Source organism: Pseudomonas sp. TH43 (assembly GCF_016650635.1).
GTDB lineage: Bacteria > Pseudomonadota > Gammaproteobacteria > Pseudomonadales > Pseudomonadaceae > Aquipseudomonas.
Map to the genome: position 1 here is coordinate 1,569,350 of NZ_JAEKFI010000004.1, position 14,862 is coordinate 1,584,211.

The following is a 14,862-nucleotide window of genomic DNA, read 5'->3' on the forward strand; positions in this document are numbered from 1 at the left end:
CAGATCATAATTTGCGCGAAACTTTTCCCGACCGTGGCACCAGCAAAACCCGCAAAGCGAGACGGGCTGACGCCTGTAGCCGGTGACCGACCGGTCGTCATCGGCAGGACTTTCATCGGCTAATGCAAAGCTCGGTTTGCCCGGGCCTGCGGCGCACCCTAGAATGCCCCGATGCGCGATGATCTCTCCCTTCTGCTGAACTCCCTCAACGATGCCCAACGCCAGGCCGTAGCAGCCCCCGTTGGTCGTCAGTTGGTCCTGGCCGGCGCCGGTTCCGGTAAAACCCGAGTGCTGGTGCACCGTATCGCCTGGTTGATCCAGGTCGAAAACGCCTCGCCTCACTCTATTCTGTCGGTGACCTTCACCAACAAGGCCGCTGCCGAGATGCGTCATCGCATCGAGCAGTTGCTGGGTATCAACCCGGCCGGCATGTGGGTCGGCACCTTCCACGGCCTGGCGCACCGCTTGCTGCGGGCACATTGGCAGGAAGCCGGGCTGAGCCAGACCTTCCAGATTCTCGACAGCGACGATCAGCAACGGCTGGTCAAGCGGGTGATCCGTGAGCTGGGGCTGGACGAGCAACGCTGGCCGGCCCGTCAGGCTCAGTGGTTCATCAACGGGCAGAAAGACGAAGGTCTGCGCCCGCAACACATTCAAGCCAGCGGCGACTTGTACCTGGCGACCATGCGCAGCATTTACGAAGCTTACGAGGCGGCGTGCCTGCGCGCCGGCGTCATCGACTTCTCCGAACTGCTCCTGCGCGCCCTCGACCTGTGGCGCGATCATCCGGGCCTGCTGGCGCATTATCAGAAGCGTTTCCGCCACATCCTCGTCGACGAATTCCAGGACACCAACGCCGTGCAGTACGCCTGGTTGCGCCTGCTCGGCAAGGGCGGCGACAGCCTGATGGTGGTCGGCGACGACGACCAATCGATTTACGGCTGGCGCGGCGCGAAGATCGAGAACATTCATCAGTACTCTTCCGACTTCGCCGATTCGGTGACCATTCGTCTGGAACAGAACTACCGCTCCACCGCCGGCATCCTCAAGGCTGCCAACGCGCTGATTGCCAACAACACCGGACGTCTCGGCAAAGAGTTGTGGACCGATGGCGGCGACGGCGAGGCGATCAATCTGTACGCTGCGTTCAACGAACACGACGAAGCACGCTACGTTGTCGAAACCATCGAAAGCGCGCTGAAAACCGGCTTGGCGCGTAGCGATATCGCGATTTTGTACCGCTCCAACGCCCAATCGCGCGTTCTTGAAGAAGCCTTGCTGCGCGAACGCATTCCGTACCGCATCTATGGCGGCCAACGCTTCTTCGAGCGCGCGGAAATCAAGAACGCCATGGCGTATCTGCGCCTGCTCGAAGGTCGCGGCAACGATGCCGCGCTGGAACGGGTGATCAACGTTCCGGCCCGTGGCATCGGCGAGAAAACCGTCGAAGCGATCCGCGACCACGCCCGTCACAGCGATGTGTCGATGTGGGAAGCGATGCGCCAACTGGTCGCCAATAAAGGCCTGACCGGCCGTGCCGCCGGTGCGCTGGGCGCGTTTATCGAGCTGATCGAGAACCTTGCCGCCAAGTGCATGGACATGCCGTTGCACTTGATGACGCAAACCGTCATCGAGCAGTCCGGCCTGATCGCCTATCACGAAGCGGAAAAAGGCGAGAAAGGCCAGGCGCGGGTAGAAAACCTTGAGGAACTGGTCAGTGCCGCGCGCAACTTCGAGAACAACGAAGAAGACGAAGAACTGACGCCATTGGCAGCGTTCCTCGGCCACGCGTCGCTGGAGGCTGGCGACACTCAGGCCGACGAGCACGAAGACAGCATTCAGCTGATGACGCTGCACAGCGCCAAAGGCCTGGAATTTCCCTACGTGTTCCTCGTCGGCATGGAAGAAGGCCTGTTCCCGCACAAGATGAGCCTGGAAGAACCGGGTCGTCTTGAGGAAGAACGACGCTTGGCCTATGTCGGCATCACGCGGGCGATGCAGAACCTGGTGATGACCTATGCTGAAACCCGACGCCTGTACGGCAGTGAAACCTATAACAAGGTTTCGCGTTTCGTCCGTGAAGTGCCGAAAGGCCTGATTCAGGAAGTGCGCTTGTCGAACAGCGTCAGCCGACCGTTTGGCGGCAACCAGTCGATGAGCGGCAGCAACCTGTTCAGCGGCAGCGAAATTCCAGAAACGGGTTTCAGCCTCGGCCAGGCAGTGCGCCATTCGATTTTCGGCGACGGCGTGATCCTCAACTTCGAAGGTGCCGGCGCGCAGGCGCGAGTGCAGGTGAACTTCAGCGAAGGCAGCAAGTGGCTGATGCTGGGTTACGCGAAGCTGGAAGCGATCTGAAGCCGGTTTCGCTTTTCTGGGGGAGCGATCCTGCTCGCGAATGACGTCAGCGTGGTTGATCTGATAAACCGCAGTGCAGCTTTCGCGAGCAGGCTCGCTTGTATGTTTAGACTTGAAGGGGTGGGCGGGACTACAGACTCGATTCTGACTCTGACCAGTACAGACCGTGGGAGACTTCTCGTCCCGCCCTTTCTACCCAAAGCGCCGATAAGGAATTCATCGGTAAACCGACGATAGAGACAAGCCAGCGCAACGGTAGACCCCAACAAGCTCTTAAACCCTAGCTCCGAGGATTCGTCATGACAATCCTTACTTCGCAGACGGTTGTTGGTATCGATATCGCCAAGGCCGAAGTCGTTGTCTATCGTGCTGACCTGGAAACAATTGAGTCGGTCAAAAATGATCGAGCCGCCCTCAAACGTTGGCTCAAAACTTTGCCTGCGCAAAGCGCTATCGCTGTTGAAGCCACCAACATCTACCACTTGGAGACTGTTGATCTGGCTCATGCGATGGGGCATCAGGTCTATGTCGTAGATGCTTATCGAGTTAGCCATTATCGTCGCGGGGTCGGTCAACGGGCCAAAAATGATCCCTGCGATGCCCGCGTGCTCGCACGTTATTTGACGAATGAGCAATGTAAATTGCGGCTTTGGAACCCGCCACCCAAGGCCTATACCGTACTGAAAAGCTTGCTGCACAGACGCGCGACGTTAATTCAGAACCATACGGGGCTTATGTTGAGCTGGGCCGATGAACCCTTGCTGAAAAAAGAGCGTGCTGCTCAGCAAAAAGCATTCGAACGATCCGATCAGGTCATTCAGAAACTGCTGCGCAAGGTCAGCAAAGAGGCGGGTATTGAAGACAATATTGACCGCTGCAAAGCGATTGAAGGCGTGGGAGAACTGACGGCGACTGGGTTGTCAACGACCTATATGCGCGGTGACTTTGCCAATAGCGATGCCTTCATCGCGTTTTTGGGTATGGATCTGACAGTGGACGATTCGGGTAAAAAGAATGGCCCGAGATTCCTGACCAAAAAAGGAGACCCGGAGATCCGTCGGTTGACGTACAACGCCGCGATGGCGGCGAGTCGCTCAACGAAGTGGAAACCATTTTACGAGTCTTACCTGGCCAGAGGCTTCTCGAAAACACAGGCGTTAGTGGCCCTTGCTCGCAAGCTCTGTCGAGTGGCATTCGCCCTGATGAAAAATCAGGGCGAATACCGATTAGCCTGAGATTTTAGGGTTGCTGGCCAACATAGAATCTCCCACAGGGTCAAGTGTTGGCGATTGATCAAGGATATGTCGATGGGCTCGGGCTTCTTCTCTTCCTGGACATTCTGGGCTCTGCTTTCGGCGACCTTCGCCGCGCTGACGGCGATCTTCGCCAAAGTCGGTATTGAGAACGTCAATTCCGATTTCGCCACCCTGCTGCGCACCATCGTGGTGCTCGTCAGTCTGGCGTTGATTCTGTACGCCACAGGCCAATATCAGTCACTGGGCTCGATTTCCGCCAAGAGTTACTTGTTCCTGCTGTTATCCGGGCTGGGCACCGGCGCTTCATGGCTGTGCTACTTCCGCGCCTTGAAAGTCGGCCCGGCGTCGCTTGTCGCGCCGGTGGACAAGCTCAGCGTGGTGCTGGTGGCGGTGCTCGGCGTAGTTCTGTTGGGTGAGAAGCTTGATTTGCGCCAGTGGGGCGGCATCGGTTTGATCACCGCCGGGGTAGTGATGCTGGCGTTTCGTCGCTAAGTACATTTCCCACTGAACCTGTCGCGCTTTCCTACAGCCAAAAGGTAGAAGGCCTCTTGCCTCTTCCAAGCTGAACGCAACCTGTCAGGCAAAAGCCCGAAACACTCTCTCGCTAGCCAGTAACAGTTGAGCTGTGCAACATGGCGCGCGTGTCTCCACAAACGGGAATTCCCTTTATGAAACGTTTTCTTAGCATCGCCATGGCGTTGTGCATCGGCCTGACGATGAGCCTCGACGCCAATGCCAAGCGCTTTGGTGGTGGCAAAAGCGCCGGCGCTGCGCCGACGCACCAGACCAGCCAGATGGCTCCTTCTTCTCCAGGCATGGGCGGCGCTGCGGCGACCGCTGGTGCTGCCGGTGCCGCCGGTGCTGCTGCCAAGGCTGGCGGCGCTTCGAAGTGGCTCGGCCCTCTGGCCGGTATCGCCGCCGGTGGCTTGCTCGCGTCCATGTTCATGGGCGGCGGCTTCCAGGGTATGCAGATATTCGACATCCTGATCATGGCTGTGATCGCGTTCGTGATCTTCCGCTTCATTGCCGCTCGTCGCCGCAAGCAACAGGAGCAGTTCGCTCCAGCCGGCGCGCCGCTGCAACGTGAAGCGGTCCCGCAGAACCCTTCGCCGATGGGTTCGATCTTCGGGGGGGCGGCGGCACCCGCTGCCGCTCGTCCGGTGATCAACGCGCCAGCCTGGTTCAACGAACAGCGCTTCCTCGAAGCTGCACGCAGCCACTTCCAGGCCCTGCAGCAACACTGGGACGCCAACGAAATGGACAAGATCGCCGAGTTCGTGACCCCGCAAATGCTCGAGTTCCTCAAGCGTGAGCGTGCAGATCTGGGCGATGCATTCCAGTCGACCTTCATCGACAACCTCCAGGTACAACTGGATGGCGTCGATGATCGCGCCGACAAGACCATCGCCACCCTGACTTTCAACGGCGTGTCGAAGACTTCGCGTTTCGACCAGGGCGAAGTGTTCAGCGAAAGCTGGAACATGGAGCGTCCGCAGGGCGACAACCAGCCTTGGCTGGTCGCCGGTATCCGCCAGAACGGCTGATCCCCTCCTGCGCTTCACTTGTTGTGATAAAAACCCCGGCTTCGGCCGGGGTTTTCTATTTCGCGGTTGCATCTATAGCGAGCTACTGTATAAACCGGCCCATATAAACCGCGCCATTCAAGCAAGAGGATCCCGGACGTGGAAGAAATCATCGAACAACTGCGCGAAGCCAACGAACCCGTACCGGTTCCACTGGAGCTGCCTGACGAAGACCTGCTGGTGGAAATCGAGGAACAACTGTTCATCGATATCCCGTTTGTCTTCAGAGAATTCCTGTTGACGGTCAGTGATGTGGTCTATGGCAGCCTGGAGCCGGTTACCGTCACCGACCCGCAATCGCACACCTATCTGCCGGACGTGGCCGCCAACGCCTGGGATGCCGGTGTCGACCGCAGCCTGATTCCGATCTGCCAGGACGGCGATGACTACTACTGCGTCGAAGAAGACGGCACCGTCGTGTTGTGGCAGGCCGAAGAAGAGCTGATCGCCGAAGAAACCTGGGAATCGGTATGGCACTGGGCGCGGGACGTCTGGCTGGAAAGCTGATCGCCCCAACGTCCCGTGTGGTCAATGCCCCGACGACTCCTTGTGGTTGTCGAGGGTTTCCAGCAGGGCCACCTGCATCCGCGTGTGCACGCGGATGAACCAGCGCCAGAGCAGCGCCGCCACGCCGGCCGCGACCACCGCGATCAGCACCAGCAACTTGTTGGTCGGTAAGATACTGGCCGACAAGGCTGCCAACAGCAGGAAAATCACCAGCAGCGAGAGAATCGGGATCACTTCGGAGATCACCCGGCGCACTCGCTGCGTGTGACGCCCGGCCATCTCCGGCTTCACGCCCATCTCCGCCAGCAGCATCGACAGCGCCTTGAGCTTGCGATAGGCGGCGATCAGGAACGGCAACGACAGCAACAACGCCCCGCCCCAGATCAATGCCTTCTGCCAGCTCGGATCCGCGATCCAGTCCTGCAGCCACGCCGAGATGCGTTCGGCAAAGAACGCACCGCTGAAGAAAATCGCGATCACCAGCGCCAGGTTGACCCCGACTTGCAGCAAAATCTTGCGGATAATCGACGCCAGCATCGCGCCCTCGCCTTGCGGCTGAATGCTGCGCAGCCATTCGCCATACATGCCAAGCACGCGACCGAGACGTTTGGGCACCGCTGCCGACAATTTGATCGACAGGGGATCAGCCGCACGAATCAGGTATGGCGTCAGCAGCGTAGTGATCACCGACACCGCCACTGCGACGGGATAAAGGAAGTTGCTGGTGACCTGCAAGGTCATGCCCAGCGCGGCGATGATGAAGGAAAATTCGCCAATCTGTGACAGCCCCATGCCCACGCGCAGTGAGGTACGTCCGTCATTGCCGGCGATAAATGCACCGAGCCCGCAGGACAACATCTTGCCCAGCACCACGGCGACGGTGATCACCGCGATCGGCCACGCGTATTGCAGCAGGATCAGCGGGTCGAGCATCAGGCCGATGGCGACGAAGAAAATCGCACTGAACAGATCCCGAACCGGCTCGATCAACCGCTCGATTTTCAGCAGTTGCCGCGACTCGGCCATGATCGCGCCGATCAGGAACGCACCCAGCACCATGCTGTACTCAAGCTTGACCACCAGCAGGCAGAAGCCGAAACACAGGCCCAGCACGGTGATCAGGAGCATTTCGTTGCTTTCGAATTTGGCCACATAAGCCAACAGACGCGGCACCAGCAGAATACCGATGACCAGTGCGACGATCATGAACAGCGACAGCTTGCCGACCGTGGAAAACACTTCGCCGGAGCTGACTGTGCCGCTGACCGCGATGCTTGATAACAGCGCGATGATGCCGATGCCGAGGATGTCTTCAACGATCAGCACGCCAAAGATCAACTGCGCGAAGCGCTCGTTCTTCATCTTCAGGTCATTGAGCGCCTTGACGATGATGGTGGTCGAGGAAATCGCCAGAATTGCACCGAGGAACAGCGAGTCCATGGTGTTCCAGTCGAACCAGCGGCCGATTTCGTAGCCGATCCAGATCATCAGGATGATTTCGAGGAAGGCCGCGATAAACGCCGTCGCGCCGACCTTGAACAGCTTGCGCAGGCTGAACTCCAGCCCGAGGCAGAACATCAGGAAAATCACCCCCAGCTCGGCGAGGGTCTTGATGGTTTCTTCGTCGTGGATCAGGCCGAACGGTGGCGTGTGCGGGCCAATGATGAACCCGGCGACGATGTAGCCAAGCACCACCGGCTGCTTGAAACGGTGGAACAACACGGTCACCACGCCTGCGACCAACATGATCACTGCCAGGTCCTGAATAAAGCTGATGGCATGCATGGCGTGGGCTCCTTGAATGACGAGGCTCGCGAGCAGACGTCAGAAAGGTCTGAACGAGCTAAGTAAAAATCCGATTTTTATGTGGGAATTGCCCTTGGGGCGGGCTTTTGCAGGGTAACACCGCGACTTCCTGCTGGAAGGCGGTGCAATATAAGGAAACAGATCGATCCCGGCGTGACGACAGTCTGTCGCCCGGCGTCCCGATAACGGTGCTTTTGAAAAGCGACCAGGCACCCGCAGAGGTGCTTCCAGCAAACAGCCTTGACCCGTGAGAACGTTATGGAACCCGGAAACGCCCAGCTGTCGATGACGGTACTGATGACCCCCGACATGGCCAACTTCTCTGGCAATGTCCACGGCGGCACCCTGCTCAAATACCTCGACGAAGTGGCTTACGCCTGCGCCAGCCGTTACGCCGGCCGTTACGTGGTGACCCTGTCGGTGGATCAGGTGATTTTCCGCGAGCCGATCCACGTCGGCGAACTGGTGACCTTCCTCGCTTCGGTCAACTACACCGGCAACACGTCGATGGAAGTCGGCATCAAAGTGGTAACCGAAAACATCCGCGAACGCTCGGTGCGCCACACCAATAGCTGTTTCTTCACCATGGTCGCGGTCGACGATCAGCGCAAACCTGCTGCGGTGCCGCCGCTGCAACCGCAGAACAGTGAAGACAAGCGCCGTTACATGCAGGCACAGCAGCGCCGGCAGATCCGCCAGGAGCTGGAAAAGCGGTATCAGGAGATCAAGGGCGACGCCTGAGATTTGTAGCGCTTAGACGGTCGTTTCGCGAGCAAGCTCAGCGCCTGCAAAGTCAAAATCTGTAGGCGCAAAGCTTGCTCGCAAATGCGGCAACGCGGTCTTAAAGACTGATCGGCGTGGCTTCGAACTTCACCCGCGGATGCGCAATGCGATCCTGCGCTCGCACCAGCTGCAGCTCATAACTGGCGCAGGCCTGAGTTTCCAGCAGTACCTCATGCACCGCCGCTGCGGTGAATTCGAACGCGGCCACCAGACTGTCGCCGAGCAGTACGCGCGCCAGGAACAGACCGGACGTCAGATCACCTACGCCCACCGGCTGGCGCGGAAACGCCAGCAATGGACGGCGCAGGTGCCAACTGCCATCAGCCGTCACCAACAACATCTCGAAACCCTCTGCCGGTTTGCCCGGATAATCCAGATGCTTGACCAGCACCGCTTTCGGCCCGCGCGCCAACAAGGCTCGCGCCATCGCCAGGCAATCGAACAACGACTGCGGTTTGCGCCCGGAAAAGCTGTCCAGCTCCAGTTGGTTCGGGCACATGATGTCCGCCACGGCCGCCGCTTCTTCCAGCAAGAAGTCGCTGACCTCGGTCGGCACGCTGCAACCTTTCTCGGGATGGCCCATGACTGGATCGCATAGATACAAAGCCTTCGGATTGACCGACTTGATACGCTCGACGCCGCTGAGGATCGCCCGTCCCTGCGCCGCACTGCCAAGGTAACCGGACAGCACCGCATCGCAGTTGCCCAACTCGCCAATGGCCGCGATGCCTTCGACCAGTTCGGGGATCTGCTGCGGCGGCAGCACTTCGCCCGCCCACTGGCCGTACTGGGTGTGATTGGAAAACTGCACGGTGTTGAGCGGCCAGACATTCACCCCGACCCGCTGCATCGGGAAAACCGCGGCGCTGTTGCCGGCATGGCCGAACACCACATGGGACTGAATGGCGAGCAGATGAGGCGTACGTTTCATTCGGGTTTTTCCGTAAAACGATTGAAATTCAAGCCGCGCAGTATGCGACGAAACACAGCCTGTACGACAGACCGGCGACGCAGTTAAGCTGACGCTATCTTTTGGAGTTCCTTGTTGATGCTGACCCTCGAAAACATCTTCGTGCTGATGCTGTTCGCCGCTGCCGGCGCGTGGCTATGGCACAACCACGGCTTGCGCGAGCGGGCGCTGGAGCGGGTCAAGCAGCATTGCCTGAACGTGCGCGTCGAGCTGCTCGACGGTAACGTGGCGCTGAAGAAGATCGGCTTCATCAAGGACGCCAACGGCCGTCGACGTCTGGCGCGGGTGTACAACTTCGAATTCACCGTAACCGGTGAAACCCGGCACAACGGCACCATCACCCAATTTGGCGCGCACAGTGCGCAGATTGAACTGGCGCCCTACCCGGCCCCGTTCGATGACACGCCGCCGGTGGTCGAGGTGCAGAGGCCTCGTGCGGAAGTCATCGAGCTGAGTCAGTGGCGGCAGGAACACACCAAGTGGAAGCCCTGAAAGATCAAAAGATCGCAGCCTGCGGTAACTCCTACAGGGGGTACGCACATCCTGTTCAGGAGCTGCCGCAGGCTGCGATCTTTTAATCTAATCCCTCCGACACCCCGACAATCCTCGCTGCAAACCCTCAACATCCTGCGCTTCAGCGAAGATCAGCTCGATTCGCGAATCTTTTCGCCATTCGCTGTCCTGCCAGATCAGCTCGGCATTCTCCAGGGCGTTCGCAGACACCCAGCCATCCCGGCTGTGGATAACCAGTTTGGCCCGCGTCCAATTGACGCGGGTTAGCCAGTCAGCAAGGCATTGTTTGTCGAACGTCTGAACCGGATGCCACCGCCAACCAATACTCCAGCTACCCTCCTGCGCCTGACTCAGACAAATCGGCACCGTTGGATCACTCCAGACGGCCGGCATTTGTCCCAGTCCTTTGGGCACGACCAGATTATCCACACCGTTGAGCGCTTTTGCGGCCAGGCCCGGCAGCTCACTCAGAGGTAGTTGCGCCTGTTGCGTCCAGATCAACCTGACTGGCGGCAACTGGCTGGCGATTTGTGTACGGGCCGTGTCATCAAGATTTTCCGCCTTGTTCAATAGCAACAAGCCAGCGGTTTGCAACGCTTCCTGCTGCGCTGCCGGCAACGCTTTCCCCGCTTGAAGCGCTTGAGCATCCAACACCAGAACACACGGCTGAACGGCCAGCACCCCCAGCCACGGCGCTTCGCTCAGCTGTTTAAGCAACTGCGCCGGATGCCCCAGCCCGGAAGGTTCGATAAACAATCGGTCCGGTTTGGCCTTGCGCAGTAAACGCCCAAGGCCAATCTGAAACGGCGCACCATTCACGCAACACAAGCAGCCCCCGGCTACTTCACCCAGTGCGATACCATCGGCGTCGCGAGTCAGCAGCGCGGCGTCGAGGCCGATCTGGCCAAACTCGTTGATCAGCACCGCCCAGCGCTCGCCGGTCGGCCGCTGCGCCATGAGCTGGCGTATCAGGCTGGTCTTGCCGGCACCCAAAGGGCCAGCAATGACATGGGTGGGAATGTTCTGCAACATGGCCGGGAGCTTACTTGGGAGATTCAAAGATGCGTTGGATGGGATGGTCGTTGCTGTTGGCGTTGCTGTCGAGCGAAGTGTGGGCTCAGGCCTGCGTAGTGCACAGTCAGGGCGAGCGGCTCGACGTCAAAGTCTGCCAGCAGAACCGCAACATTCCGCAGAAACTGTTCAACGACGGTTTCTGCCAGCCATCGCTGGCCGGGCAGAAAGTCGAAGTGCAGTACGTCGACCAGTGCCCGAGCGGTGCGTTTGGTGTGTGCAGCAACGCGCAAGTCGCCAATATGCCTTATCGCCAGGACATCCACTATTACGGCGTCGCTACTGACGCGGCGTATCTCAAGCCGTATTGCGAAGGCCAGAGCCAGGGTTCGTGGCTCAAGCCTTGAGGCTTTAGCCGAGCCAATCGAGGGTCAGCATCAGCCGTCGCTCGCCCGCTGCCGGTTGCGGCGAGCGGTGGATCAGCCCGAAGCCTTCATTGCCGTGCCATTTTTCGCCTTTCAACAACGCCACATCGCCGCTGTTGAGTTGCCGGATCTGCTTTGCATCCTGCGGCTCGGCGTTGGCCTGGCCCAATTGCGTACGATCCATCGCGCCTTCTTTCAGCCACTGACTACCAACGCCCGCGTACGTGGTGATCAACCGCACCGGCACATGATCGACGTGGAAACGCGGGCACATGGCCTTATCCAGCACCCGCAGGCGCAAGCCGATGCGCCGCGCGCCGAGCAGACAGGCGAAGGCGCTGACCAGCCACTTCAGGTCGGAGATAAACCCCTCATATCCCTCCAGATCGCGGAATCCGCCGGCCAGACCACTGAGGTTCGGCTCATCATCTTCGTCCGCCAGTTCCAGGCACAGCGACTCCGCCAAGGGTTCGTTGAGTGACAACAGCAAGTTGGCGAAATCGGCAATGTGCAACGGCAATTGCCGCTGCCAGACAGCGAGGTTTACCTGCTCCTCGAGGATGCGTGTCAGCGCTTTCGGCTCCGGGCCCTGGTGTTGCAAGCGCGTGCGGTTTTGCAGCAGTTTGAGCGCGAGCATCAGGCGGCCTCTTCATGCCAAGGGCCGAACGGGTCGGGCAGCAATCGCCAGCCTTCGACGCCAATCGCCATTTCATCATCACTCAGCAGGCAAGCGTCGAGTTCGGCAAAAAGCTGTAGGAAATCGATGTTCTGACCGATGAATACCAGCTCCTGACGGCAGTCTCCGACACTCGGCGTCCAGTTTTCCATGATTGCTGCGGTACTTTCCTGATCCTGCGGCCACTGGTTTTTCGCCACGAAGCGCCACCAGCGTCCGGCGAAACCATGGCGCATCAAACCGCCGGCCTGGGACCAACTACCGGCGTCCGTGGGTTTGCTTGCCAGCCAGAAGAACCCTTTTGAGCGCAGTAATTTACCGTTCAACCACGGTCGGTCGATGAAGCTGAAGAAGCGTTGCGGGTGAAAGGGCCGGCGCGCGCGATAAGCCGTAGAGGCGATACCGTATTCATCGGTTTCCGCAACGTGCTCGCCACGTAATTCTTGTAGCCAACCGGGTGCCTGTGCGGCTTTTTCAAAGTCGAAACGGCCAGTGTTGAGGATCTTCTCCAACGGAACTTCGCCCATCACCATCGGAATGATTTCGGCCTGAGCGTTGAGGCGTTTGAGGATCGCCATCAATTCCTCCCGCTCGCTCTGGCTGATCAAGTCGATCTTGCTGATCAACAACACGTCGGCGAATTCGACTTGTTCGACCAGCAGGTCGGTGATCGAGCGCTCGTCTTCCTCGCCGAGGATTTCACCCCGGGAGGCGAGGCTTTCAGCGGCTTGGTAATCGAGGAGGAAGTTCACCCCGTCGACTACAGTGATCATGGTGTCGAGGCGAGCGATGTCAGCGAGACTTTGGCCGGACTCATCGCGAAAGGTAAACGTCTCGGCCACCGGCAACGGCTCAGAGATTCCCGTGGATTCGATCAACAAATAATCGAAGCGACCCTCATGGGCGAGCTTGCTGACTTCCTCAAGCAAGTCCTCGCGTAACGTACAGCAGATACAACCGTTGCTCATTTCCACGAGCTTCTCTTCAGCGCGGTTCAGGCTGACATCGCGTTGAACTTCGCTGCCATCAATGTTGATCTCGCTCATATCATTGACGATCACTGCCACGCGCAAACCCTTGCGATTACGTAGTACGTAATTCAAAAGTGTACTTTTTCCAGCGCCGAGAAATCCTGAAAGAACGGTCACGGGCAACGCAGCTGACATTGGATAATCCTCATAAAATAATAGCCGATCAACGCTTCTGGTTGCGCATGACGTTTTCTGGCCGCGGGCGATGGGCTCGCAGAAGTTGAACGCTTGAAATCGGCCAGCTCAGGCTTGGCTAAAACTAATGTTATAGTATAACAATAAGAATAAGCCAGCCCTGCTCTTGCGCTAAATGACAAAGCGCTGGAATCTGCAATCAATCTGCTAGTCGGGAAATGTGTTGATGAATGCGCTGAAATGCTCGCTGGTGAGCCTTGCCTTGCTGATGACTGTCAACGCGTGGGCGCAGATGCCGTCCCTTGCCACGTGTACGCGCAGCGCCAATCTGCTGGCCTGCGTGGATGCCGATGGCAACGCCTACAGCGTTAACACTGTGGGCAGCACGCTGTACTTGCGCGGTTTTGAAAAGGACGGCCATCGCTATTGGGCACAGACCAACAGCCGATTTGGGCAACTGACGTTCTTCACCGGCATCGCCTCCGACGGTGAAGCCTGGGTCGGCTACACCCGCCGGGTAGGCTGGACCACCATCAATCGCTTCTCTAGCTCGGGTGGCAGCAGCACCAAGTTCACTTGCAGCCGGATTGCTGGCTGCTAGACCTGCGCTTTTTGCTCCTGTTGCTGCCAAGCGATGTAGCTGTCGATAGGCGGATTCTTTACGAAGTAACGCTGCAAACCCTCGAACAAACCATCCGCGACCGCCTGTTGATGCCTCGCAGTGACCAGCCGCTGACTGTCGCGAGCGTTGGAAATGAAGCCGGTTTCCACCAGAATCGAAGGCACATCGGGTGACTTCAGCACGGCAAATCCGGCTTGCTCAACGCGTTTCTGATGCAGGGAAGTGATGCCCGCCAGGCTGCCGAGTACCGCGTTACCCAATTGCAAACTGGCGGCGATCGTCGCATTCATCGACATGTCGAGAATCACTCCGGCAAGCATCGGGTCCTTGTCTTTGAGATTGAGCAAGCTGGTGGCGCCGAGCAGGTCCGCGCCGTTCTCTCGCTGCGCCATGAAACGCGCCGTCGCTGACGTTGCGCCACCCTCCGACAGGCAATACACCGACGCGCCAGAAGCGCTCAGCCGTGGTGCCGCATCGGCATGCACCGAGATAAACATGTCGGCTTTGTGCTGCCTAGCGATGTCCACACGCTTGCGCAACGGCAGGAAAAAATCATCGTTACGTACCAGTTTGACGTCGAAACCTTTCTCTTTTTTCAGACGCTTGGCCAGCAACTGGGCAATGGAAAGTACTACGTCCTTCTCCCTCTCGCCTTTGGCTCCCACTGCTCCGGGGTCCTTTCCGCCATGTCCGGGATCGACAACCACGATGATGTCGCGCTTTGGATGAACCTTATTCGCGGGTGTTTCACGTGGAACCATTGGCGCGACAGGCGCCTGTTTTGCGCTGACCAAATCCAGGACAAGGCGATATCCCTGGCCGTCATGAGGCGCCAGAAGAAAGCTGTTCAACAGTACTGGATCACTCAGATCGAGAACAATCCGCGTATCACCTTGGCCGAACCGACCCGATCTGATTGACCGAATGACAGAGTCATTGAGCGACAGTTGACTGAAATCGCCAATCCAACTGGCGCCATTCAGGTCAATGATCAGCCGCTCAGGAGCGCTGAGCGTGAAGGTTTTGTAGCGCACCGGTCCGCTCAAATCGAAAACCAAACGCAGTTTGTCATCCGAGCGCCAGAGCCGCGCATTGCGGATTTGCGTAGCGGACACGCTAAAGGGCAAGGCGAATGCCGCGCCGGCCAGAATCAGATTAAGCAGATGGCGTCTGTGCATATGAAAGCCTG

At 58.6% G+C, this 14,862-nt stretch carries 15 protein-coding genes; 9 read left to right on the plus strand and 6 right to left on the minus strand.

All coding sequences use genetic code 11. The features are described 5' to 3' along the window. The first annotated feature begins 171 nt into the window (after window positions 1-171). The 5 genes from uvrD (at window position 172) to JFT81_RS23555 (ending at window position 5,701) form a co-directional block, all read left to right on the plus strand. Window positions 172-2,355 carry a DNA helicase II gene (uvrD, locus tag JFT81_RS23535; protein WP_201229415.1) on the plus strand — a complete coding sequence of 728 codons (2,184 nt, stop codon included), beginning with the start codon at window positions 172-174 and terminating at the stop codon, window positions 2,353-2,355. A gap of 299 nt (window positions 2,356-2,654) precedes the next feature. Continuing rightward, window positions 2,655-3,590, plus strand: coding sequence for a transposase (locus JFT81_RS23540; protein ID WP_201229417.1), 936 nt, complete (start codon window positions 2,655-2,657; stop codon window positions 3,588-3,590). 72 nt (window positions 3,591-3,662) lie between these two features. Beyond that, window positions 3,663-4,103, plus strand: a complete 441-nt coding sequence (locus JFT81_RS23545; RefSeq protein WP_201229418.1) for an EamA family transporter — start codon at window positions 3,663-3,665, stop codon at window positions 4,101-4,103. A 176-nt stretch (window positions 4,104-4,279) separates the two neighbouring features. Next, window positions 4,280-5,155 carry a Tim44 domain-containing protein gene (locus tag JFT81_RS23550; protein WP_201229420.1) on the plus strand — a complete coding sequence of 292 codons (876 nt, stop codon included), beginning with the start codon at window positions 4,280-4,282 and terminating at the stop codon, window positions 5,153-5,155. A 138-nt stretch (window positions 5,156-5,293) separates the two neighbouring features. Continuing rightward, window positions 5,294-5,701 (plus strand): SMI1/KNR4 family protein, encoded by a 408-nt coding sequence (locus tag JFT81_RS23555; protein ID WP_003187120.1) that lies wholly within the window; start codon window positions 5,294-5,296, stop codon window positions 5,699-5,701. 21 nt (window positions 5,702-5,722) lie between these two features. Here JFT81_RS23555 and JFT81_RS23560 read toward each other — a convergent pair whose 3' ends face one another. After that, window positions 5,723-7,486: a cation:proton antiporter gene (locus JFT81_RS23560; protein ID WP_201229422.1), complete on the minus strand. Its 1,764-nt coding sequence runs from the start codon at window positions 7,484-7,486 to the stop codon at window positions 5,723-5,725. A gap of 279 nt (window positions 7,487-7,765) precedes the next feature. Between JFT81_RS23560 and JFT81_RS23565 the strand changes: the two genes are divergently transcribed. Then, the gene (locus JFT81_RS23565) at window positions 7,766-8,248 is read left to right on the plus strand and encodes an acyl-CoA thioesterase (RefSeq protein WP_003229693.1); all 483 of its coding nucleotides are present in this window, start codon (window positions 7,766-7,768) and stop codon (window positions 8,246-8,248) included. Between the two features lie 100 nt (window positions 8,249-8,348). Here the strand turns inward: JFT81_RS23565 and pdxY are convergent, their stop codons facing one another. Then, window positions 8,349-9,221 (minus strand): pyridoxal kinase PdxY, encoded by an 873-nt coding sequence (pdxY, locus tag JFT81_RS23570; RefSeq protein ID WP_201229424.1) that lies wholly within the window; start codon window positions 9,219-9,221, stop codon window positions 8,349-8,351. 117 nt (window positions 9,222-9,338) lie between these two features. Here pdxY and JFT81_RS23575 point away from each other — a divergent pair, with 117 nt between their 5' ends. Next, window positions 9,339-9,752, plus strand: a complete 414-nt coding sequence (locus JFT81_RS23575; RefSeq protein ID WP_122593228.1) for a DUF3301 domain-containing protein — start codon at window positions 9,339-9,341, stop codon at window positions 9,750-9,752. Window positions 9,753-9,839: 87 nt separating this feature from the next. On the opposite strand, the gene JFT81_RS23580 is transcribed toward JFT81_RS23575, so the two are convergent. Then, window positions 9,840-10,805: a GTP-binding protein gene (locus tag JFT81_RS23580; RefSeq protein WP_201229426.1), complete on the minus strand. Its 966-nt coding sequence runs from the start codon at window positions 10,803-10,805 to the stop codon at window positions 9,840-9,842. 29 nt (window positions 10,806-10,834) lie between these two features. Here JFT81_RS23580 and JFT81_RS23585 point away from each other — a divergent pair, with 29 nt between their 5' ends. Beyond that, window positions 10,835-11,191: an NADH:ubiquinone oxidoreductase gene (locus tag JFT81_RS23585; protein ID WP_201147262.1), complete on the plus strand. Its 357-nt coding sequence runs from the start codon at window positions 10,835-10,837 to the stop codon at window positions 11,189-11,191. A 4-nt stretch (window positions 11,192-11,195) separates the two neighbouring features. Here JFT81_RS23585 and JFT81_RS23590 read toward each other — a convergent pair whose 3' ends face one another. Continuing rightward, window positions 11,196-11,846, minus strand: coding sequence for a DUF1826 domain-containing protein (locus JFT81_RS23590; protein ID WP_201229428.1), 651 nt, complete (start codon window positions 11,844-11,846; stop codon window positions 11,196-11,198). Beyond that, window positions 11,846-13,051 carry a zinc metallochaperone GTPase ZigA gene (gene zigA / locus JFT81_RS23595; protein ID WP_201229429.1) on the minus strand — a complete coding sequence of 402 codons (1,206 nt, stop codon included), beginning with the start codon at window positions 13,049-13,051 and terminating at the stop codon, window positions 11,846-11,848. Before zigA ends, JFT81_RS23590 begins: the two co-directional genes overlap by 1 nt. Before the next feature lie 223 nt (window positions 13,052-13,274). Between zigA and JFT81_RS23600 the strand changes: the two genes are divergently transcribed. Beyond that, window positions 13,275-13,652, plus strand: a complete 378-nt coding sequence (locus tag JFT81_RS23600; protein WP_201229430.1) for a glutamine synthetase — start codon at window positions 13,275-13,277, stop codon at window positions 13,650-13,652. On the opposite strand, the gene JFT81_RS23605 is transcribed toward JFT81_RS23600, so the two are convergent. Then, a complete protein-coding gene (locus JFT81_RS23605) occupies window positions 13,649-14,851 on the minus strand; it encodes an N-acetylmuramoyl-L-alanine amidase (protein WP_201229431.1) in 1,203 nt (400 codons plus the stop codon). The two genes, JFT81_RS23600 and JFT81_RS23605, sit on opposite strands and share 4 nt — an antisense overlap. Window positions 14,852-14,862: the final 11 nt, after the last annotated feature.

What these genes read in the sequence shown, in the direction of transcription:
- uvrD (WP_201229415.1), top strand. Translation starts at nt 172, where the DNA reads ATGCGCGATGATCTCTCCCTTCTGCTGAACTCCCTCAACGATGCCCAA.
- JFT81_RS23540 (WP_201229417.1), top strand. Translation starts at nt 2,655, where the DNA reads ATGACAATCCTTACTTCGCAGACGGTTGTTGGTATCGATATCGCCAAG.
- JFT81_RS23545 (WP_201229418.1), top strand. Translation starts at nt 3,663, where the DNA reads ATGGGCTCGGGCTTCTTCTCTTCCTGGACATTCTGGGCTCTGCTTTCG.
- JFT81_RS23550 (WP_201229420.1), top strand. Translation starts at nt 4,280, where the DNA reads ATGAAACGTTTTCTTAGCATCGCCATGGCGTTGTGCATCGGCCTGACG.
- JFT81_RS23560 (WP_201229422.1), bottom strand. Translation starts at nt 7,486, where the DNA reads ATGCATGCCATCAGCTTTATTCAGGACCTGGCAGTGATCATGTTGGTC.
- JFT81_RS23565 (WP_003229693.1), top strand. Translation starts at nt 7,766, where the DNA reads ATGGAACCCGGAAACGCCCAGCTGTCGATGACGGTACTGATGACCCCC.
- pdxY (WP_201229424.1), bottom strand. Translation starts at nt 9,221, where the DNA reads ATGAAACGTACGCCTCATCTGCTCGCCATTCAGTCCCATGTGGTGTTC.
- JFT81_RS23575 (WP_122593228.1), top strand. Translation starts at nt 9,339, where the DNA reads ATGCTGACCCTCGAAAACATCTTCGTGCTGATGCTGTTCGCCGCTGCC.
- JFT81_RS23580 (WP_201229426.1), bottom strand. Translation starts at nt 10,805, where the DNA reads ATGTTGCAGAACATTCCCACCCATGTCATTGCTGGCCCTTTGGGTGCC.
- JFT81_RS23585 (WP_201147262.1), top strand. Translation starts at nt 10,835, where the DNA reads ATGCGTTGGATGGGATGGTCGTTGCTGTTGGCGTTGCTGTCGAGCGAA.
- JFT81_RS23590 (WP_201229428.1), bottom strand. Translation starts at nt 11,846, where the DNA reads ATGCTCGCGCTCAAACTGCTGCAAAACCGCACGCGCTTGCAACACCAG.
- zigA (WP_201229429.1), bottom strand. Translation starts at nt 13,051, where the DNA reads ATGTCAGCTGCGTTGCCCGTGACCGTTCTTTCAGGATTTCTCGGCGCT.
- JFT81_RS23605 (WP_201229431.1), bottom strand. Translation starts at nt 14,851, where the DNA reads ATGCACAGACGCCATCTGCTTAATCTGATTCTGGCCGGCGCGGCATTC.